General features: G+C 54.6%; 22 protein-coding genes, 1 pseudogene and 1 riboswitch. Of the genes and pseudogenes, 21 read left to right on the top strand and 2 right to left on the bottom strand.

Annotated elements, in window-relative coordinates; genetic code table 11:
- Positions 1-14: 14 nt before the first annotated feature.
- A complete protein-coding gene (gene pduB, locus NA197_RS03395; RefSeq protein WP_000097500.1) occupies positions 15-827 on the bottom strand; it encodes a propanediol utilization microcompartment protein PduB in 813 nt (270 codons plus the stop codon).
- Positions 824-1,108, bottom strand: a complete 285-nt coding sequence (pduA, locus tag NA197_RS03390; RefSeq protein ID WP_001183618.1) for a propanediol utilization microcompartment protein PduA — start codon at positions 1,106-1,108, stop codon at positions 824-826. The genes pduB and pduA overlap by 4 nt, the downstream gene beginning before the upstream one ends.
- A gap of 524 nt (positions 1,109-1,632) precedes the next feature.
- Here pduA and pduF point away from each other — a divergent pair.
- The 21 genes and pseudogenes from pduF (at position 1,633) to cobS (ending at position 19,553) form a co-directional block, all read left to right on the top strand.
- Positions 1,633-2,427 carry a propanediol diffusion facilitator PduF gene (gene pduF / locus NA197_RS03385; protein ID WP_001000023.1) on the top strand — a complete coding sequence of 265 codons (795 nt, stop codon included), beginning with the start codon at positions 1,633-1,635 and terminating at the stop codon, positions 2,425-2,427.
- A 216-nt stretch (positions 2,428-2,643) separates the two neighbouring features.
- Positions 2,644-3,555 (top strand): transcriptional regulator PocR, encoded by a 912-nt coding sequence (gene pocR / locus NA197_RS03380; RefSeq protein WP_064043505.1) that lies wholly within the window; start codon positions 2,644-2,646, stop codon positions 3,553-3,555.
- A 325-nt stretch (positions 3,556-3,880) separates the two neighbouring features.
- Positions 3,881-4,055: riboswitch (cobalamin riboswitch) on the top strand.
- Positions 4,056-4,152: 97 nt separating this feature from the next.
- Positions 4,153-5,532 carry a cobyrinate a,c-diamide synthase gene (locus NA197_RS03375; RefSeq protein ID WP_064043504.1) on the top strand — a complete coding sequence of 460 codons (1,380 nt, stop codon included), beginning with the start codon at positions 4,153-4,155 and terminating at the stop codon, positions 5,530-5,532.
- Positions 5,529-6,488, top strand: a complete 960-nt coding sequence (gene cbiB / locus NA197_RS03370) for an adenosylcobinamide-phosphate synthase CbiB (protein ID WP_064043503.1) — start codon at positions 5,529-5,531, stop codon at positions 6,486-6,488. The genes NA197_RS03375 and cbiB overlap by 4 nt, the downstream gene beginning before the upstream one ends.
- Before the next feature lie 10 nt (positions 6,489-6,498).
- Complete coding sequence (locus tag NA197_RS03365) at positions 6,499-7,131, top strand: cobalt-precorrin-8 methylmutase (protein WP_000558988.1); 633 nt, start codon at positions 6,499-6,501, stop codon at positions 7,129-7,131.
- On the top strand, positions 7,131-8,270 hold the full coding sequence (gene cbiD / locus NA197_RS03360) for a cobalt-precorrin-5B (C(1))-methyltransferase CbiD (protein ID WP_001292908.1): 1,140 nt from the start codon (positions 7,131-7,133) through the stop codon (positions 8,268-8,270). Before NA197_RS03365 ends, cbiD begins: the two co-directional genes overlap by 1 nt.
- Positions 8,264-8,869 (top strand): cobalt-precorrin-7 (C(5))-methyltransferase, encoded by a 606-nt coding sequence (locus NA197_RS03355; protein WP_000958833.1) that lies wholly within the window; start codon positions 8,264-8,266, stop codon positions 8,867-8,869. The genes cbiD and NA197_RS03355 overlap by 7 nt, the downstream gene beginning before the upstream one ends.
- Positions 8,859-9,437 carry a decarboxylating cobalt-precorrin-6B (C(15))-methyltransferase gene (locus tag NA197_RS03350; RefSeq protein WP_000650990.1) on the top strand — a complete coding sequence of 193 codons (579 nt, stop codon included), beginning with the start codon at positions 8,859-8,861 and terminating at the stop codon, positions 9,435-9,437. The genes NA197_RS03355 and NA197_RS03350 overlap by 11 nt, the downstream gene beginning before the upstream one ends.
- Entirely contained in the window at positions 9,421-10,194 is a 774-nt protein-coding gene (locus NA197_RS03345; protein WP_000004867.1) for a cobalt-precorrin-4 methyltransferase, read from the top strand. The genes NA197_RS03350 and NA197_RS03345 overlap by 17 nt, the downstream gene beginning before the upstream one ends.
- Positions 10,175-11,230: a cobalt-precorrin 5A hydrolase gene (gene cbiG / locus NA197_RS03340; protein WP_001098923.1), complete on the top strand. Its 1,056-nt coding sequence runs from the start codon at positions 10,175-10,177 to the stop codon at positions 11,228-11,230. The genes NA197_RS03345 and cbiG overlap by 20 nt, the downstream gene beginning before the upstream one ends.
- Positions 11,230-11,955: a precorrin-3B C(17)-methyltransferase gene (locus NA197_RS03335; RefSeq protein ID WP_000953637.1), complete on the top strand. Its 726-nt coding sequence runs from the start codon at positions 11,230-11,232 to the stop codon at positions 11,953-11,955. The genes cbiG and NA197_RS03335 overlap by 1 nt, the downstream gene beginning before the upstream one ends.
- Positions 11,952-12,742 (top strand): annotated as a pseudogene (locus NA197_RS03330) (cobalt-precorrin-6A reductase). Before NA197_RS03335 ends, NA197_RS03330 begins: the two are co-directional and overlap by 4 nt.
- Positions 12,743-12,744: 2 nt before the next feature.
- Positions 12,745-13,539, top strand: a complete 795-nt coding sequence (gene cbiK / locus NA197_RS03325) for a sirohydrochlorin cobaltochelatase (RefSeq protein ID WP_000709784.1) — start codon at positions 12,745-12,747, stop codon at positions 13,537-13,539.
- A complete protein-coding gene (locus NA197_RS03320) occupies positions 13,536-14,249 on the top strand; it encodes a cobalt-factor II C(20)-methyltransferase (protein ID WP_001013552.1) in 714 nt (237 codons plus the stop codon). The genes cbiK and NA197_RS03320 overlap by 4 nt, the downstream gene beginning before the upstream one ends.
- The gene (cbiM, locus tag NA197_RS03315; RefSeq protein WP_000764336.1) at positions 14,246-14,983 is read left to right on the top strand and encodes a cobalt ECF transporter S component CbiM; all 738 of its coding nucleotides are present in this window, start codon (positions 14,246-14,248) and stop codon (positions 14,981-14,983) included. The genes NA197_RS03320 and cbiM overlap by 4 nt, the downstream gene beginning before the upstream one ends.
- A gap of 1 nt (position 14,984) precedes the next feature.
- The gene (locus tag NA197_RS03310) at positions 14,985-15,266 is read left to right on the top strand and encodes an energy-coupling factor ABC transporter substrate-binding protein (RefSeq protein ID WP_000753212.1); all 282 of its coding nucleotides are present in this window, start codon (positions 14,985-14,987) and stop codon (positions 15,264-15,266) included.
- The gene (locus NA197_RS03305) at positions 15,253-15,930 is read left to right on the top strand and encodes an energy-coupling factor ABC transporter transmembrane protein (protein ID WP_000147141.1); all 678 of its coding nucleotides are present in this window, start codon (positions 15,253-15,255) and stop codon (positions 15,928-15,930) included. Before NA197_RS03310 ends, NA197_RS03305 begins: the two co-directional genes overlap by 14 nt.
- Before the next feature lie 8 nt (positions 15,931-15,938).
- On the top strand, positions 15,939-16,754 hold the full coding sequence (locus NA197_RS03300) for an energy-coupling factor ABC transporter ATP-binding protein (RefSeq protein ID WP_000881535.1): 816 nt from the start codon (positions 15,939-15,941) through the stop codon (positions 16,752-16,754).
- Positions 16,751-18,271 (top strand): cobyric acid synthase, encoded by a 1,521-nt coding sequence (locus tag NA197_RS03295; protein ID WP_058115988.1) that lies wholly within the window; start codon positions 16,751-16,753, stop codon positions 18,269-18,271. The genes NA197_RS03300 and NA197_RS03295 overlap by 4 nt, the downstream gene beginning before the upstream one ends.
- Entirely contained in the window at positions 18,268-18,813 is a 546-nt protein-coding gene (gene cobU / locus NA197_RS03290) for a bifunctional adenosylcobinamide kinase/adenosylcobinamide-phosphate guanylyltransferase (RefSeq protein ID WP_000973185.1), read from the top strand. Before NA197_RS03295 ends, cobU begins: the two co-directional genes overlap by 4 nt.
- Entirely contained in the window at positions 18,810-19,553 is a 744-nt protein-coding gene (cobS, locus tag NA197_RS03285; RefSeq protein WP_064043502.1) for an adenosylcobinamide-GDP ribazoletransferase, read from the top strand. The genes cobU and cobS overlap by 4 nt, the downstream gene beginning before the upstream one ends.
- Positions 19,554-19,576 lie beyond the last annotated feature (23 nt).

Genomic DNA, 19,576 nt, shown 5'->3' with positions numbered 1-19,576 from the left:
CAGCCTCGTGGGTATCAGATGTAGGACGGGCGATCGTTTTTCGGTTCAGAACCGAGGGTCGCAAGGACGGTTTTGCCGATTTCGCGGGCGGAGGTCACCGCCTGACGGACCGCGCCGGAGTCGCCGGAAATCACCAGAATGGCTTCGTTACTAAAGCTGGTGCCGTGCGCCGGAGAGCTGTACGCCACGACTTCAACGTTGGCTGACTTCAGGGCGGTATCGGCCATCAGTACGCCGACGGAAGCCGGAGCGCCGACGATGACGCCGCAGGCACGGCCAATCGGCGCGCCGAACGCTTTTTCCAGGGCGTAGCTGGCGCGAGCGGTGTACTGCAGCTCGATATGCCCGGCTTCGTTGCCGTAAACATCGCCGAAGGTGCGGTCCAGCTCTTTCAGCGCGACTTCGATACCGCGCTTGACGTCGGATACATCGTTACCGCCTAAAATAATCAGCGAACCGTGGCCCGCTCCGCCTTTGGTATCGCGCGGCAGCTCAATGCTGACCACTTCGGTGTTGGTGGCTTTCACCGCTTCGTCCGCCGCCATAATGTGCGGGCCTGCGCCGGTGCGGGCGCCGAGAATGCCGATGGAACGATAGCGCTTCTCAAGTTTCATCGCGTCCAGCAGGGCGGTATCGACGTTGGCGATAACCAGGCCAAGGGTATCGCCAATAGCGGTCCCGACAAATTCCGTTAAACTGCAGCTTTTTTCTGCCATAGCCGTCTCTCGTATAGGTTGGGGTTGACCAGGGATGGCCTGTTGTTCCGGCGTTGCCACACGGGCAATCACCTGCGCCATGATCTGTTCCACCAGCTCATTGCTGCTCATTGGCTAATTCCCTTCGGTAAGATTTTTTCTACATCGGTGTGAGGGCGTGGGATGACGTGTACGGCTTTCACTTCACCCACGTTGCGTGCGGCTGCGGCACCTGCATCGGTGGCCGCTTTGACCGCGCCAACATCGCCGCGCACGATGACGGTTACCAGCCCGGAGCCAATCTTTTCATAGCCCACTAACATCACATTGGCTGACTTAACCATTGCATCAGCGGCCTCTATGGCTGCGGTTAAGCCTTTGGTTTCTACCATTCCTAGTGCTTCTTGTTGCATAAAGACCTCGCATGGAGTGTTCCGATAGTTGGGACTATAAGAAGATGCGAGGAAAAAGAATGGCTGACTTGCTGTTGAGCATCAGAAAATAATGGGAAAGCAATATGACTAAATTGTCTTTTGCTTTTATAACTTATTGATAAATTACATTTAATTTATTATTGTCTATATGATTATTTTGTTTTTATTATTTCATTTTTACATTTTTGTTAGTGACGAGAGTATTTTTATTTGATATGGCGAAAGACGCAAAATGTGATGCTTATTCGAAATTGATAAGTTGGCTTGTGCAATATTTTATTATTTTCACAGGCGTATTTTATAGCTCAAATTTCCCGTGTGATGGGCTGATAAAAATATCGGAAAAGCAAAATTTTGCTATCGCAACACGATTTTTCCGGAAGGCAGGCCCGCAGGTTGCCAACAATTTACAGGCGGCACTTTTTATAGTGAGGTTAGCTGTACTCTACCGCCAGCCGAAACTTGCGCTGGCCAGGACACGAACTTTGCTCAGAAGGTGTCACATGAATGATTCTCTAAAGGCGCAATGTGGTGCGGAATTTTTAGGCACCGGACTCTTTTTGTTTTTTGGTATCGGTTGTTTGAGCGCGCTCAAAGTCGCAGGCGCCAGCCTCGGATTATGGGAGATTTGCATTATTTGGGGGCTTGGAATTTCACTGGCCGTTTACCTTACGGCCGGGATCTCCGGCGGACATCTTAACCCTGCGGTGACGATTGCGCTGTGGCTATTTGCCTGCTTTCCCAAACAGAAAGTATTGCCTTATATTATTGCCCAGTTTGCCGGCGCTTTTGGCGGCGCTCTGCTGGCGTATGTGCTTTATAGTAGTCTTTTTACTGAATTTGAGACTGCGCATCATATGGTGCGCGGTAGCGTCGAAAGTTTGCAATTAGCCAGCATTTTCAGTACCTATCCGGCCGCAGCGCTAAATGTATGGCAGGCTGCGTTGGTGGAAGTGGTCATTACGTCGATTCTGATGGGCATGATCATGGCATTGACGGATGATGGCAATGGCATTCCTAAAGGGCCGCTTGCGCCTTTGCTTATTGGGATACTGGTTGCCGTTATCGGCGCGTCTACTGGACCCCTTACCGGTTTTGCAATGAACCCGGCGCGTGATTTCGGTCCCAAACTGTTCACATGGTTAGCGGGGTGGGGGAACATGGCGATGAGCGGTGGGCGAGAGATCCCTTATTTTATCGTGCCGATTGTCGCGCCTGTTATCGGCGCCTGTGCCGGAGCAGCCATATATCGCTATTTTATTGGTAAGAATTTACCTTGTAACCGCTGTGAACTGTAAGAAAATGCGAACCAGATTCACAGCAATGATGTATCGTAAAAACAGGTGAGACAATTTCGTGATCTGCTTTCACGAACTGATCAAAACGTCTCCCAGCAATGGGAGACTTTTGATATTGTCATTGTACTTTTTATCAGGGCCAGGATAATGCTAATAAAAAGTGAATGTAAATAATGTGTTTTGTTTATAACAATAAATTAACTGAGGGGTTTTATCATGATTTCTGCGAGCGCTCTGAACTCAGAACTCATTAATAAAATCGCACAGGATTTTGCACAAGCCACCGGTCTGGCGGTTGTGGTTGTCAATATTCATGGTGATGAAATATCTGAGCTATTCAATTTCACGCCGTTTTGTCAGTTGATGCGGCAGCATCCCCAGCATAGTACACGTTGTCGTATGAGCGATCGCTGCGGGGGACTGGAGGCATCGAAGTCCGATCAACCCTGTATTTATCGTTGTCATGCCGGTCTAACGGATTTTTCTATTCCGCTGGTAATCGCAGGGCATTTAGTTGGTTTTGTTTTATGCGGGCAGGTTCGTTTAAGTAATGACGTGGAGCTGGTAAACATTCTTAATGTCGACGATCGCTGGCAGGCTGACCCTAAGCTCTTGAATGAATTTCGGAATGTGCCAGAGATGGACTATTCACGCGTTATCGCTTCCGCCGATCTTCTTAAACTGATTGTTGAGAATTGCCTGAAAAAACAGCTCAATTTCGTGGTTATCAAAGACAATCCGCAGCAATCGGAGGCAAATAAAACCACTCGTGGCCCCACTCCGCATGACAGTAAAATGAAAAAAGCGCTTCGCTATATTGATGCGCATTTGTCCGACGATCTTCGTCTTGAGGATGTCGCCTCACATGTCTATCTCAGCCCCTATTACTTCAGTAAGCTATTCAAAAAATATCAGGGAATCGGATTTAATGCGTGGGTGAACCGCCAGAGAATGGTTAGCGCCAGAGAATTGCTTTGCCATAGTGACTGGAGTATTGCCAGTATTGCGCGTAATTTAGGCTTTTCGCAAACCAGCTATTTTTGCAAAGTCTTCCGCCAGACCTATCAGGTTACGCCGCAGGCTTATCGCCAGCAGATAAATGAGAATTCTCATCCTCCATCGTTATGAATAGCAATATTTTGCTATTGCCGATTTTTGATAGTCTTTTGTATCTTAATCATTTCAGAAAGAAAATTTATCTGGTGTAACAATAAATTGTCATAGCGCAACAAAATAATAAAATTTAGGGCATAAACTGCACCAGTTTTTATTTTTGTGATGAAGTACAGTGTCAGGAAAGATAAGTTTTATTACGCTTTGTCGATACGTTTTATCGTCAATATACCGGTAAGGATGAGTAGATTAACGTCAGATGAGCAACCGCTCAGGCTATTGCTCACAGAAATGTAAAACGTAGCACATTATTAATTGCCGTTATGGGTGTGCCGTACAGCCATAACGTAAACCAACAGGTTTGCCACATTTGTGGTAGGGAAGGGGGTGAAAATCCCCCGCAGCCCCCGCTGCTGTGATGCTGACGACCCCGTAAAGACCACTGATCGCAAGATTGGGAAGGACGGGCGAGGAGGACGCTAAGCCAGAAGACCTGCCTGTCGGTGATAACCAACAACTTCGGTGGGAAGTGGGTTGCGAAGACGCGTACAGTCGAAAGACTGAACATGCGCGTACCTGTATACCCCTACCACCCTGAACAGGATCAGGGTAATGGCGGCAAGGCATCACGCATTTATTCTTGCAGGCACAGGAAGCGGTTGCGGCAAAACCACGGTGACGCTTGGTTTGTTGAGGCTGCTGCAAAAACGCGCGCTGCGCGTACAGCCGTTTAAAGTTGGGCCAGATTACCTTGATACCGGCTGGCATACCGCTATCTGTGGCGTGGCGTCCCGTAATCTTGACAGTTTCATGCTTCCTCCTCCTGTTCTCAACGCCTTATTTTGCGAACAAATGCGGCAGGCGGATATCGCTGTCATTGAAGGCGTCATGGGGCTGTATGACGGCTATGGCGTCGACCCCAATTACTGCAGCACAGCCGCGATGGCCAAACAGCTTGGTTGCCCGGTCATCCTACTGGTGGACGGCAAGGCTGTTTCAACGTCGCTTGCGGCTACCGTTATGGGATTTCAGCACTTCGACCCGACCCTCAACCTCGCGGGCGTGATTGTGAATCGCGTCACTAGCGACGCCCACTATCAGCTCCTCAAAAATGCCATTGAACATTATTGCTCACTGCCGGTACTGGGGTATGTCCCTCCTTGCGACGGCGTCGCATTACCTGAACGCCACCTGGGGTTGATTACCGCCAGAGAATCCCTCGTCAATCAGCAATCATGGCATGATTTTGCCGCCTCGCTGGAACAAACAGTGGATGTGGATGCGCTACTCTCGCTGAGCGTGTTATCAGCGCTTCCGACGGGAATGTGGCCTGAGCGCCCCGATAACACAGCGGGGGCAGGGCTGACGCTTGCTCTGGCGGATGATGAGGCCTTTAACTTTTATTACCCCGATAACATCGATTTGCTGGAGCGCGCCGGCGTTAACATTGTGCGTTTTAGCCCACTGCATGACCGCGTATTGCCTGATTGTCAGATGATCTGGCTGGGCGGTGGATATCCTGAATTATACGCCGCGGATCTGGCGGCAAATACGGCGATGTTAAAACATTTGCGGGCGGCGCATCAGCGCGGCGTGGCGATTTACGCGGAGTGTGGCGGTCTGATGTATCTGGGGAGCACTCTGGAGGATAGCGGCGGGGAAATTCATCAGATGGCGAATATTATCCCCGGTCACAGCAAAATGGGTAAGCGGCTTACCCGCTTTGGTTACTGTGAGGCGCAGGCTATGCAGCCAACGCTATTGGCGGCGCCTGGCGAGATAGTGCGCGGCCATGAATTTCACTACTCAGATTTTATCCCCGAAACACCCGCCGTTATGGCCTGTCGTAAGGTTCGCGATGGCCGCGTGTTACAGGAATGGACTGGCGGCTGGCAGACAGGCAACACGTTTGCCAGCTATCTGCACGTCCATTTCGCCCAGCGTCCGGAAATGTTGCAGCACTGGCTGGCGGCGGCGAGGCGCGTATTATGACGATTCTTGCCTGGTGTATCGCCTGGGTGCTGGATTTTATCATCGGCGACCCTCAACACTGGCCCCATCCGGTACGCTGGGTAGGCCGTTTAATCACGTTTGTGCAGCGTATTGTGCGTCGCTATTGTCCCGGCGATAAAGCGCTGCGGATTGGCGGCGGCGTAATGTGGGTTGTGGTTGTCGGGGCGACCTGGGGCGTGGCATGGGGCGTACTGGCGCTGGCGCAGCGGATTCACCCCTGGTTTGGCTGGAGCGTCGAAGTCTGGATGATCTTTACCACGCTGGCCGGACGCTCTCTGGCCCGCGCCGCGCAGGAGGTTGAACGACCGTTGCGGGAGAACGACCTTGCGGAAAGCCGAATAAAACTCTCCTGGATCGTCGGGCGCGATACGTCGCAACTTCAGCCAGCGCAGATCAATCGCGCCGTGGTGGAAACGGTTGCAGAAAACACCGTTGACGGCATTATCGCGCCGCTCTTTTTCCTCTTTCTCGGCGGCGCGCCGCTGGCGATGGCCTACAAAGCCGTCAATACCCTGGATTCAATGGTGGGCTACAAACATGAAAAATACCGGGCGATTGGTATGGTCAGCGCCCGTATGGACGACGTAGCGAACTATCTTCCTGCCCGACTGAGCTGGCTGTTGCTGGGCATTGCGGCAGGACTGTGTCGCCTGAGTGGTTGGCGGGCGCTGCGTATTGGCTGGCGTGACCGTTATAACCACAGTAGCCCAAATTGCGCCTGGTCGGAAGCGTGTGTGGCCGGCGCCTTAGGAATCCAGCTCGGCGGCCCAAATAACTACTTTGGCGAGCGTGTGGACAAGCCCTGGATAGGCGACGCGCAGCGCGATATTTCCGTGGACGATATTTCCCGAACGATTCGATTGATGTGGGTCGCTTCAACCCTGGCGCTGGCGCTGTTTATTGCGGCGCGGTGCGGGTTATCTGGCGTGGCCTGAGGACGACAGTATGCATTATATCCAGCAGCCCCAAACCATTGAGGCCAACAGTTTCACCATTATTAGCGACATTATTCGCGAAACGCGTCCTGATTACCGTTTCGCCAGTCCGCTCCATGAGGCCATTATCAAGCGGGTTATTCATACCACCGCCGATTTCGACTGGCTGGACATTTTGTGGTTCTCTGCCGATGCGCTGGAGCAGCTTTGTGATGCGTTACGCCATCCGTGCATTATTTATACCGATACCACGATGGCGCTGTCCGGCATTAATAAAAGATTACTGGCGACGTTTGGCGGCGAGTGTCGCTGTTATATCAGCGATCCGCGCGTGGTGCGCGCCGCACAAACGCAGGGGATTACCCGTTCAATGGCCGCCGTCGATATCGCTATCGCCGAGGAGGAGAAAAACAAGCTCTTTGTTTTCGGTAATGCGCCGACGGCCCTGTTCCGTTTGCTTGAACATAACGTGACGGTGAGCGGCGTGGTGGGCGTACCGGTAGGCTTTGTCGGCGCGGCGGAGTCCAAAGAGGCACTCACCCATAGCCATTTCCCCGCGGTTGCCGCGTTAGGGCGTAAAGGCGGCAGTAACGTGGCTGCCGCTATCGTCAATGCGTTGCTCTATCACCTCCGGGAGGCCTGATGAGCGAGCTTTCTTTTGACGCGCCGGTCTGGCACCACGGTAAAGCGTTACGTAAAGGATATACCACCGGTTCCTGCGCGACGGCGGCGGCAAAAGTCGCCGCGCTGATGGTATTACGTCAACATCTGATTCATCAGGTCTCCATCGTCACGCCGTCGGGCGTCACGCTATGCCTGAACGTGGAGTCGCCGCACATTGAAGGCCAGCAGGCGATAGCCGCAATTCGTAAAGATGGCGGCGATGACGTGGATGCCACGCACGGAATGCTGATTTTTGCCCGCGTTACGCTCAACGACAGCGGTGAGATTACGCTCACTGGCGGCGAAGGTATTGGTACGGTAACGCGTAAAGGGATTGGACTGCCGCTCGGGAGCGCCGCCATCAATCGTACGCCGCGCCATACCATTGAGTCAGCGGTGCGCGAAGCGATAGGCCCGGCGCGTGGGGCCGATGTGGAGATTTTTGCCCCGGAAGGCGAAGCGCGGGCGCAAAAAACGTATAACTCGCGGCTTGGCATTCTTGGCGGCATTTCCATTATTGGCACTACCGGCATTGTGACGCCGATGTCGGAAGAAAGCTGGAAACGCTCGCTATCGCTGGAACTGGAGATCAAACGGGCGTCAGGATTAACGCGGGTGATACTCGTGCCGGGCAACCACGGCGAACGGTTTGTTCGCGAACAAATGGGCGTCGACACACAGGCAGTCGTCACCATGAGCAATTTTGTCGGCTACATGATTGAAGAGGCGGTACGGCTGGGATTTTGCCAGATAGTGCTGGTGGGTCATCCTGGAAAATTGATCAAAATCGCCGCCGGGATCTTTCATACCCATAGCCATATTGCCGATGCGCGCATGGAAACGCTGGTCGCGCATTTAGCTTTACTGGGCGCGCCACTGGAGTTACTCACCCTGGTCAGCGATTGCGATACCACCGAAGCGGCAATGGAGCACATTGAAGCATATGGCTTCGGGCATATCTATAACCATCTTGCCAGGCGTATTTGTTTGCGAGTCATGCAGATGCTGCGTTTTACCAAAACGCCGCCTGTCTGCGACGCCATCCTGTTTTCTTTTGATAACCATATTCTCGGCAGTAATCGTCCCGTCGACGAGATTGCTAAGGAGCTGCAATGCTAACGGTCGTGGGAATGGGGCCCGCTGGACGGCATTTGATGACGCCTGCGGCGCTGGAAGCGATAGACCACGCCGATGCGCTGGCAGGCGGTAAACGGCATTTGGCGCAGTTTCCGGCGTTTGGCGGCGAACGATTTACGCTGGGCGCGGATATTGGCGCGTTGTTGTCATGGATTGCCGCCCGTCGGGATAAAGGGATCGTGGTGCTGGCCTCCGGTGATCCGCTGTTTTATGGCATCGGTACACGCCTGGTGGCGCATTTTGGTATCGAACAGGTTCGTATTATCCCTGGCATCAGCGCCGTACAGTATCTGTGCGCACAGGCTGGAATTGATATGAATGACATGTGGTTGACCAGTAGCCACGGTCGTTGCGTCAGCTTCGAGCAGTTGGCGAACCATCGCAAAGTGGCGATGGTCACGGATGCCCGCTGCGGGCCGCGAGAAATCGCGCGGGAACTGGTCGCGCGGGGCAAAGGGCATCGCTTAATGGTGATTGGTGAAAATCTGGCGATGGAAAATGAGCGGATCCACTGGCTACCTGTCAGTGCGGTCAACGCCGACTATGAAATGAATGCAGTGGTGATCCTGGATGAAAGATGAGCTTTTTCTGCGCGGCGAGAACGTGCCAATGACCAAAGAGGCGGTACGGGCGCTGGCACTGTCGAAACTTGAGCTCCACCGCGCCAGTCACCTGATTGACGTCGGGGCGGGAACGGGAAGCGTCTCAATTGAAGCGGCGCTGCAATTTCCTTCGTTGCAGGTGACGGCTATCGAGCGTAATCCTGCCGCGCTACGGCTGCTTGATGAGAATCGTCAGCGCTTTGCCTGCGGCAATATCGATATTCTCCCCGGCGAAGCGCCAATGACCATAACCGGGAAAGCCGATGCGGTGTTTATGGGCGGCAGCGGCGGGCATCTGACGGCGCTGATTGACTGGGCGATGGGCCATCTGCATCCCGGTGGCCGTCTGGTGATGACCTTTATCTTGCAGGAAAACCTCCATAGCGCGCTGGCGCATCTTGCGCGCATCGGCGCATGCCGAATGGACTGTGTACAGCTTCAGCTTTCATCGTTAACGCCGCTGGGGGCGGGACACTATTTCAAACCGAACAACCCTGTTTTTGTTATCGCCTGTCAGAAGGAAGAAAACCATGTCAGAGACATTTGATCCACGCTGTGTATGGTTCGTCGGCGCCGGGCCGGGCGATCGCGAGCTGATCACGCTTAAAGGCTACCGCCTGCTGCAACAGGCGCAGGTAGTTATCTATGCCGGTTCGCTGATCAATACCGAACTGCTGGATTACTGCCCCGCGCAGGCAGAACGCTACGACAGCGCCGAACTGCATCTTGAGCAGATTATCGAGCTGATGGCGGCGGGCGTGAAAGCGGGAAAAACGGTGGTGCGGTTGCAAACGGGCGATGTCTCGCTGTACGGCTCCGTACGTGAGCAAGGCGAAGAGTTAACCCGCCGTGGTATCGACTGGCAGGTAGTGCCTGGCGTCAGCGCGTTTCTCGGCGCTGCGGCGGAGCTGGGTGTGGAGTATACCGTACCGGAGGTATCGCAGAGTCTCATTATTACCCGTCTGGAAGGGCGCACGCCAGTACCGGCGCGCGAACAACTGGAGGCGTTCGCCAGTCACCAGACGTCGATGGCGATTTATCTCTCCGTTCAGCGTATTCACCGAGTGGCGGAACGTCTCATTGCCGGCGGTTATCCGGCAGCTACGCCTGTCGCGGTCATCTATAAGGCTACCTGGCCGGAAAGCCAGACCGTTCGCGGCACGTTAGCGGATATTAGCGACAAAGTACGTGATGCTGGCATCCGTAAGACGGCGCTGATTCTGGTCGGGAATTTTCTGGGTAAGGAGTATCACTACTCAAGACTTTATGCAGCGGACTTTAGCCATGAATACCGTAAAGCCTGAATCCATTGCGTTGTTTTGCCTGACTCCCGGCGGCGTGGCGCTGGCAAAGAGACTCGCCGCGATGCTGCCGTTAACCTGCTTTACCAGTGAAAAACTGCGGGAAGAGGGATTTATTCCCTTCGATGGCGGATTCGCTAATACCGCCCGGCAGGCTTTTACCACTTATACCGCGCTTATTTTTATCGGCGCGACCGGCATTGCCGTTCGTGTCCTGGCACCGTTAGTGAACGACAAGTTCAGCGATCCGGCGGTGGTCGTCATTGATGAACGTGGTCAGCATGTCATTAGCCTGCTTTCCGGTCATGCGGGCGGGGCCAATGCCTTGACGCGCTACCTGGCAGGAATGTTAGGCGCCGATCCGGTGATTACCACGGCAACGGATGTCAATGAGATGTCCGCGTTGGACACCTTAGCTTTCCAGCTTAACGCCCGCATGACCGATCTTCGCACGGCGGTAAAAACCGTTAACCAGATGTTGGTCAGTCATCAACGTGTGGGGTTATGGTGGGATGCCGAACTAACGGAAGAGATCGGCCAGTGCGATATTCGTGGTTTTATCCCTGTTGATGATTTGCAGCGGTTGCCTGAACTGGATGCGCTTATCTGCGTCTCTTTGCGTAATGACCTCCCTGAGCTTCCCGTACCGCACTGGAAACTGGTGCCCCAGCGCGTGGTGGCGGGAATTGGCTGTCGCCGCGATACGCCATTTCCCCTGTTAGCGACATTACTGGCGCGCCAGCTTGAAGCGCAGAAACTCGATCCGCTGGCGTTAAAAGCGATTGGCAGCGTCACGCTCAAAAAAGGGGAGCCGGGGCTTATTCAGCTCGCCTCCTGCTGCCGCGTGCCTTTTAAAACCTTTACCGCCGAAGCGTTGCGCGAATTCGAACACCATTTTCCCGGTTCTGGCTTCGTCAGAAAAACGGTGGGCGTTGGCAGCGTATCCGGCCCGGCAGCGTGGTTATTAAGCCAGGGACAATTGTTAGGCGAGACCCTGCGAGAGCAGGGCGTCACTATTACTTTAGGAGTTGCACACTGATGTTGAGCGTAATTGGTATTGGCCCCGGTTCGCAGGCAATGATGACGATGGAGGCGATTGAGGCGCTTCAGGCGGCGGAAATCGTCGTGGGCTACAAAACCTATACCCATCTGGTTAAAGCATTCACCGGCGACAAACAGGTGATCAAGACCGGCATGTGTAAGGAAATTGAACGCTGCCAGGCGGCTATTGAACTGGCGCAGGCCGGGCATAACGTAGCGCTGATTAGCAGCGGCGACGCCGGTATTTACGGCATGGCGGGTCTGGTGCTGGAACTGGTCGGCAAGCAAAAACTGGACGTCGAGGTACGGCTCATTCCTGGCATGACCGCCAGCATCGCCGCCGCCTCTTTACTGGGCGCGCCGCTGATGCATGACTTCTGCCATATCAGCCTCAGCGACCTGCTGACCCCGTGGCCGGTGATTGAAAAACGTATTGTTGCCGCCGGAGAGGCAGACTTTGTTATCTGTTTTTACAACCCGCGCAGCCGCGGGCGCGAAGGGCATCTGGCGCGCGCGTTTGACTTGCTTGCCGCCAGTAAAAGCGCGCAAACGCCGGTTGGCGTGGTGAAATCCGCCGGACGTAAGAAAGAGGAAAAATGGCTGACTACGCTCGGCGATATGGATTTTGAACCGGTAGATATGACCAGTCTGGTCATCGTTGGTAATAAAACGACCTATGTTCAGGATGGGCTGATGATAACGCCGCGAGGTTACACGCTGTGAATGAGGGGGAAGTGCTGGTGGTGGGCGGCACCAGCGATGCGCGCGCGTTATGCCGACAACTGGATGCGGCGAACGTCGCGTACACCTTATCCGTGGCGACGCCAGCCGGAAAAGCGCTGGCTGGCGACATTAAAGGACAGGTGCGCTGTGGTCGTCTGGAGTACGGGCAGATGGTCGCATGGCTAAAAGAAAACCGTACTCGCTGGGTAATAGATGCGTCGCATCCTTATGCAGAAATGGTCAGCCATAACCTCCTTCGCGCCTGTGAAACGGCGGGCGTGTTGTTAAGTCGTTATCAGCGTCCGGAGCAGCTTAGCAATCTGACGCATCCGCTTCTCTATACGGCGCGCAGTATTGCCGATGCCTGCGAGATAGCGAGGCGTTTTGGTCCGCGCGTGTTACTGACGACCGGCAGTAAAGATCTGGCCGTCTGGCGTGCCGGGCTGGCGGAAAAAACGTTGCTGGCGCGCGTACTGCCCGTGGCGGAGGTGATTCAACGCTGCAGCGAACTGGGGTTCGGCGTTGGAGAAATTTTCGCTCTGTGTGGGCCGTTCAGCGCTGATTTTAACGCCGCGTTTTACCGCCAGTGCCGGGCTGACGTGGTCATTACCAAAGCGTCCGGCGCGGAGGGGGATATCAGGAAAAAGTTCAGCCCTGTCTGGATGCGGGCATTCCCTGCATCGTTATTGCGCGCCCGACGCCGCTCGTGACGGGTGATGAGTTACTGGAAAGCCAGGCCGCCTTTGCGCAGCGTTTATCGCGCTGGCTGGCCGCAGCTAAGGAGTAAAAATGAAAAAAGCGCTTCTGGTAGTCAGTTTTGGCACCAGCTATCACGACACCTGTGAAAAAAACATTGTGGCGTGCGAACGTGATCTGGCGGCGTCCTGTCCCGATCGCGACCTGTTTCGCGCCTTCACTTCCGGAATGATCATTCGCAAGCTTCGCCAGCGTGACGGTATCGACATCGATACGCCATTACAGGCTTTGCAAAAGCTTGCCGCACAGGGATATCAGGACGTGGCGATTCAGTCGTTGCACATTATTAACGGCGACGAATATGAAAAAATTGTCCGTGAGGTACAACTCTTGCGTCCGTTATTCACTCGCCTGACGCTGGGCGTGCCGCTGTTGAGCAGCCATAACGATTATGTGCAGCTAATGCAGGCGTTGCGACAACAGATGCCATCGCTCAGACAAACGGAGAAAGTCGTTTTTATGGGCCACGGCGCCAGCCATCACGCATTCGCAGCTTATGCCTGTCTCGATCATATGATGACCGCGCAGCGCTTTCCGGCGCGCGTCGGCGCCGTAGAAAGCTACCCGGAGGTCGACATCCTGATCGACAGCCTGCGTGACGAAGGCGTCACCGGCGTACATTTGATGCCATTAATGCTGGTGGCGGGCGATCACGCCATTAATGATATGGCTTCAGACGACGGCGACTCATGGAAAATGCGCTTTAACGCGGCGGGCATTCCGGCGACGCCGTGGCTGAGCGGGCTGGGAGAAAACCCGGCTATCCGGGCGATGTTTGTCGCGCATTTGCACCAGGCGCTGAACATGGCGGTAGAGGAGGCGGCATGAACGGTAAATTATACGCATTAAGTACCGGGCCAGGCGCGCCCGACCTGATAACCGTCCGCGCAGCGCGGATTCTTGGCTCGCTGGACATTCTGTATGCGCCCGCCGGTCGTAAGGGGGGCGATAGTCTGGCGCTGTCGATTGTGCGCGACTATCTCGGCGAGCAGACGGAAGTACGTTGTTGCCATTTCCCTATGAGCGCTGACGGCGCCGAGAAAGAAGCGGTCTGGAACGAGGTTGCCGCCGCGCTTACCGCAGAGGTGGAAGCGGGTAAACAGGTCGGTTTTATTACCCTGGGCGATGCGATGCTATTCAGTACCTGGATTTTTTTACTCCAGCGAATCGGCTGCCCGGAGTGGCTGGAGATTGTCCCCGGCGTCACGTCCTTCGCCGCGATAGCCGCCCGCGCGAAAATGCCGCTCGCCATAGAACGGCAATCGCTGGCGGTTATTTCTTGTACCGCGCCGGAAGCGGAAATAGCCCAGGCGCTACAACAGCATGATAGCCTGGTGTTGATGAAAGTGTATGGCCGGTTCGCCCGTATTAAAGCGTTGCTGGCGCAGGCTGGCCTGCTGGAATGCGCCTTAATGATGTCCGAGGCCACACTGCCCGGCGAGCAGTGCTGGCGCCATCTCCACGAGGTCAACGATGATCGACCGTTGCCCTATTTTTCGACCATTCTGGTCAATAAACAGTGGGAGTATGCAGAATGAAACTTGAACAGCAGCTTCGACAGTTGTCTTTCAGTGGACTGGCTGCAGCGCTATTGCTGATGGTTGTCCCGCAACAGGCGTTTGCGATGCATATCATGGAGGGCTTTTTACCGCCAGTGTGGGCGCTGGCCTGGTGGTTACTGTTTTTACCCTGCTTGTGGTATGGACTGGTGCGCCTACGGCGTATTGTGCAGGAGGATAATCATCAGAAGGTACTGCTAGCGCTGTGCGGCGCGTTTATTTTTGTCCTGTCCGCGCTCAAAATTCCGTCGGTAACGGGGAGTTGTTCACATCCGACCGGCGTTGGTCTGGCGGTTATCTTGTTCGGGCCCGGGGTGGTGGCGATTCTCGGCGCGGTTGTGCTGTTGTTTCAGGCGCTATTGCTGGCGCACGGCGGCCTGACGACGCTTGGCGCAAATGGAATGTCGATGGCGGTGATTGGCCCGGTTGTCGGTTATCTGGTGTGGAAAATGGCCTGCCGTGCCGGACTGCGCCGCGATGTCGCCGTTTTTCTGTGCGCGATGCTGGCGGATTTGGCGACCTATTTTGTGACTTCAGTCCAGCTTGGCGTTGCGTTTCCCGATCCCCATGCCGGAGCGACAGGGTCTGTTGTGAAATTTATGGGGATTTTCTGCCTCACACAGATTCCTGTCGCCATTGCTGAAGGTTTATTAACCGTCATGATTTATGACCAGTTAACCAAACGGCAAGTGATTACCGTACAAGGACATTAAAATGAAAAAAACGTTGATGTTGTTAGCGATGGTGGTGGCGCTGGTGATTCTGCCGTTTTTTATTAACCATGGCGGTGAATATGGCGGTTCAGACGGCGAAGCGGAAAGCCAGATTCAGGCTATTGCGCCGCAGTATAAACCCTGGTTTCAGCCGTTATATGAACCTGCCAGCGGTGAAATTGAAAGCCTGCTGTTTACCCTTCAGGGCTCTCTTGGCGCGGCGGTGATTTTTTATATCCTGGGGTATTGCAAAGGTAAACAACGCCGTGATGACCGGGCTTGATCGACTCAGCTATCAAAGCCGCTGGGTACACGTTGCGCCGCAGCGCAAGTTTTTGCTGTGGCTGGCGATGATGATACTGGCGTTTGTTCTGCCGCCTGTAGGGCAGGGCATTGAGCTGCTGATCATTGCCGGATTGAGTTGTTGGCTATTGCGCATATCCCTCTGGCGCTGGTGTCGATGGATGGCGATACCTTTTGGATTTTTGTTGGTCGGCGTGATAACGATTATCTTCAGCATCAGCCGCGAGCCGCAAATGCTGCTGGCTGGCATCTCTGTCGGGCCGTACTGGATCGGGATTACCCGTGCGGGCGTGGTTACGGCGAATGAAACGTTCTGGCGTAGCCTGACGGCGCTGTCCGCGACGTTGTGGCTGGTGATGAACCTACCGTTTCCGCAGTTAATTAGCTTGCTTAAGCGCGCGCATATTCCACGCCTGCTTACCGAGCAAATCCTGTTAACGTGGCGCTTTCTCTTTATTCTTCTGGATGAGGCGGCGGCAATCCGTCGTGCGCAAACGCTGCGTTTTGGTTATTGCAGCCTGCCGAACGGCTATCGATCTCTGGCAATGCTGACTGGACTCCTGTTTACGCGGGTGTTAATGCGTTATCAGCAAATGACCACCACGCTGGATATCAAACTGTATCAGGGTGATTTTCACCTGTAAGGACTATTATGCTTGCCACTTCAGACCTGTGGTTTCGTTATCAGGATGAGCCGGTACTTAAAGGGTTAAATCTGGATTTTTCGCTCTCGCCTGTTACCGGTTTGGTGGGCGCGAACGGTTGTGGGAAGTCTACGCTTTTTATGAACCTGAGCGGCCTGTTGCGTCCGCAAAAAGGGGCCGTATTGTGGCAGGGAAAACCGCTGGATTACAGCAAGCGCGGACTACTGGCGCTGCGCCAGCAAGTTGCGACGGTTTTTCAGGACCCTGAACAGCAGATTTTTTATACTGATATCGATAGCGACATTGCGTTTAGTTTACGTAATTTGGGTGTGCCGGAGGCGGAAATCACGCGCCGCGTCGACGAGGCGCTAACGCTGGTTGACGCCCAACATTTTCGCCATCAGCCCATTCAGTGTTTGAGTCATGGACAAAAAAAACGTGTGGCTATCGCCGGAGCGCTGGTGCTACAGGCGCGCTATCTATTGCTGGATGAACCCACTGCTGGTCTTGATCCCGCAGGGCGCACTCAGATGATTGCTATCATCAGGCGGATTGTGGCGCAGGGAAATCATGTCATTATCTCCAGCCATGATATCGATCTTATTTATGAAATTAGCGATGCCGTATACGTGTTACGCCAGGGCCAGATCCTGATGCATGGCGCGCCTGGCGAGGTTTTCGCGTGTACGGAAGCGATGGAACACGCGGGGCTAACCCAGCCCTGGCTGGTCAAACTTCATACTCAACTGGGACTGCCGCTGTGTAAAACAGAAACGGAGTTTTTTCATCGAATGCAAAAGTGCGCATTCAGGGAGGCGTCATGACGCAGGCAGTTATGTTGCAGGGGACGGCATCCGACGTCGGCAAAAGTGTGCTGGCGGCGGGTTTATGCCGCATTTTTTATCAGGATGGTCTGCGTACCGCGCCGTTTAAATCGCAAAATATGGCGCTTAATTCTGGTATTACGCCGGATGGTAAAGAGATGGGGCGGGCGCAGATTTTTCAGGCGGAAGCCGCGGGGATCACGCCAGATGTGCGTATGAATCCGGTGCTGCTCAAACCGACCAGCGATCGCCAGGCGCAGGTCGTGCTGATGGGGAAAGTGGCGACCAATATGGATGCGGTGAGTTACCATGACTATAAACCGCGTTTGCGTGAGCAAATCCTTGCGGTCTATAACAGCCTGGCGCAGGAATATGACGTTATTGTGCTGGAAGGCGCCGGAAGCCCGGCGGAAATCAATCTGCGCGATCGCGATATCGTCAATATGGGAATGGCGGAAATGGCCCAGTGTCCGGTTATTCTGGTGGCGGATATCGACCGGGGCGGCGTATTCGCCGCTATTTATGGCACGCTGGCGCTGCTGCATAAACAGGAGCGTGACAGAGTAAAGGGCGTCATTATCAACAAATTCCGCGGCGACGTGGCGCTACTCTATTCCGGTATCGAACAAATCGAATCGCTTACCGGCGTCCCGGTTCTGGGAGTGATGCCGTGGCTGGATGTGGATCTGGAAGATGAAGATGGCGTCGCGCTGCAAAACGATAAATATCGCGGTAACGCCCCCCGTGATATCACTATTGCCATTGTGCAACTGCCACATATTTCTAACTTTACGGATTTTAACGCTCTGGCGGCGCAGCCGGATGTGCGCATACGCTATATTCGCCGCCCGGAAGCGTTGACTGACGCTGATCTGGTGATCCTGCCGGGCAGTAAGAATACGCTGAGCGACCTCGCCTGGCTGCGCGAAAGCGGGATGGCGGATGCGGTATTGCAGACACATCGGCAGGGCGTGCCGGTGATGGGGATTTGCGGCGGCTACCAGATGCTGGGCGACACCATTGTGGATGAGGTGGAGTCGGGGCTGGGTACGAAGCCGGGCCTGGGGCTGCTTAATACGATCACTCGCTTTGCACAGGATAAAACCACGACGCAGGTTAACGCGACAATGTCAGGCGAGCTGCCCGGCTGGCTGGCTGCCGCGGCGGGGCTACCGGTTCGCGGTTATGAAATTCACATGGGGGAAACGGTGCTGCAGGAAGGATGCTGTACGGCCATGACGTTACAGAAAAATGGATGCTCTGTGGCGGATGGCGCGGTCACCGCCGACGGACTGGCGTTTGGCACTTACCTTCACGGCCTGTTTGACAGCGATGCCTTTACCCGTGCGGTGGTCAATGGGTTACGGGCGCGAAAAGGACTTACGCCGTGGGAAACGACTTTTTGTTATGCGGATCATAAAGCGCGGCAATTTGATCTGCTGGCGGAAGCGATGCGGCAACATATTGATATAAATAAAATTTATACCATCATGCAACAACATCAGGAGCCGGTATGATGATTCTGGTGACGGGCGGGGCGCGTAGTGGTAAAAGCCGTCATGCTGAAGCCTTAATTAGCGATGCGCCGCAGGTACTGTATATCGCCACCTCGCAGATTCTTGATGACGAGATGGCGGCGAGAATTCAGCATCATAAAGATGGCAGGCCGGCACACTGGCGGACCGCAGAATGCTGGCGTCATCTTGATACGTTGATTACCGCGGATCTTGCCCCTGACGACGCGATTTTGCTGGAATGTATTACCACCATGGTGACGAATCTGCTGTTTGCGCTGGGAGGCGAAAACGATCCCGAACAGTGGGATTACGCGGCGATGGAGCGCGCCATTGACGATGAAATTCAGATTTTAATTGCAGCCTGCCAGCGCTGCCCGGCGAAAGTGGTACTGGTGACAAATGAGGTGGGAATGGGGATCGTCCCGGAAAACCGTCTGGCGCGCCATTTTCGTGATATTGCCGGCCGGGTCAACCAACGACTGGCGGCAGCGGCGGATGAGGTCTGGCTGGTAGTCTCAGGTATTGGAGTCAAAATTAAATGAGTAAGCTGTTTTGGGCCATGCTCGCTTTTATTAGCCGCTTGCCCGTGCCGTCACGCTGGTCGCAGGGACTGGATTTCGAGCAGTATTCGCGTGGGATCGTGATGTTTCCCTTTATCGGGTTGATTCTGGGGGGGATTAGCGGCCTGATTTTCATCCTCCTGCAACCCTGGTGCGGTATTCCGCTCGCGGCGTTGTTCTGTATTCTGGCGCTGGCGCTGCTGACCGGTGGTTTTCACCTGGATGGGCTGGCCGATACCTGCGATGGCATTTTTTCCGCGCGCCGCCGCGAGCGAATGCTGGAGATTATGCGCGATAGTCGTCTGGGAACCCATGGCGGGCTGGCGCTTATTTTTGTGCTACTGGCAAAAATTCTGGTGGTCAGCGAACTGGCGTTACGTGGAACGCCAATGTTGGCGGCGCTGGCGGCGGCCTGTGCGGCCGGACGCGGCAGCGCCGTTTTATTGATGTACCGTCATCGCTACGCCCGTGAAGAGGGGCTTGGCAATGTATTTATCGGTAAAGTCAGCGGACGGCAAACCTGCATTACTCTGGGATTGGCGGTAATCGTCGCCACGGTATTACTGCCTGGTATGCAAGGACTGGCCGCAATGGTGGTCACACTCGCGGCGATTTTCATCCTTGGCCAGTTGCTTAAACGTACGCTTGGCGGTCAAACCGGCGATACGCTGGGCGCGGCGATCGAACTTGGCGAACTGATCTTTCTGCTGGCTCTGTTATGAGCCGATTATTACGGACGAGACAT

This window comes from Salmonella sp. NW884 (assembly GCF_051700745.1).
Lineage (GTDB): Bacteria > Pseudomonadota > Gammaproteobacteria > Enterobacterales > Enterobacteriaceae > Salmonella > Salmonella enterica.
The sequence above is the reverse complement of the archived record's forward strand: the minus strand, read 5'-3'. Positions and strand labels throughout refer to the sequence as shown.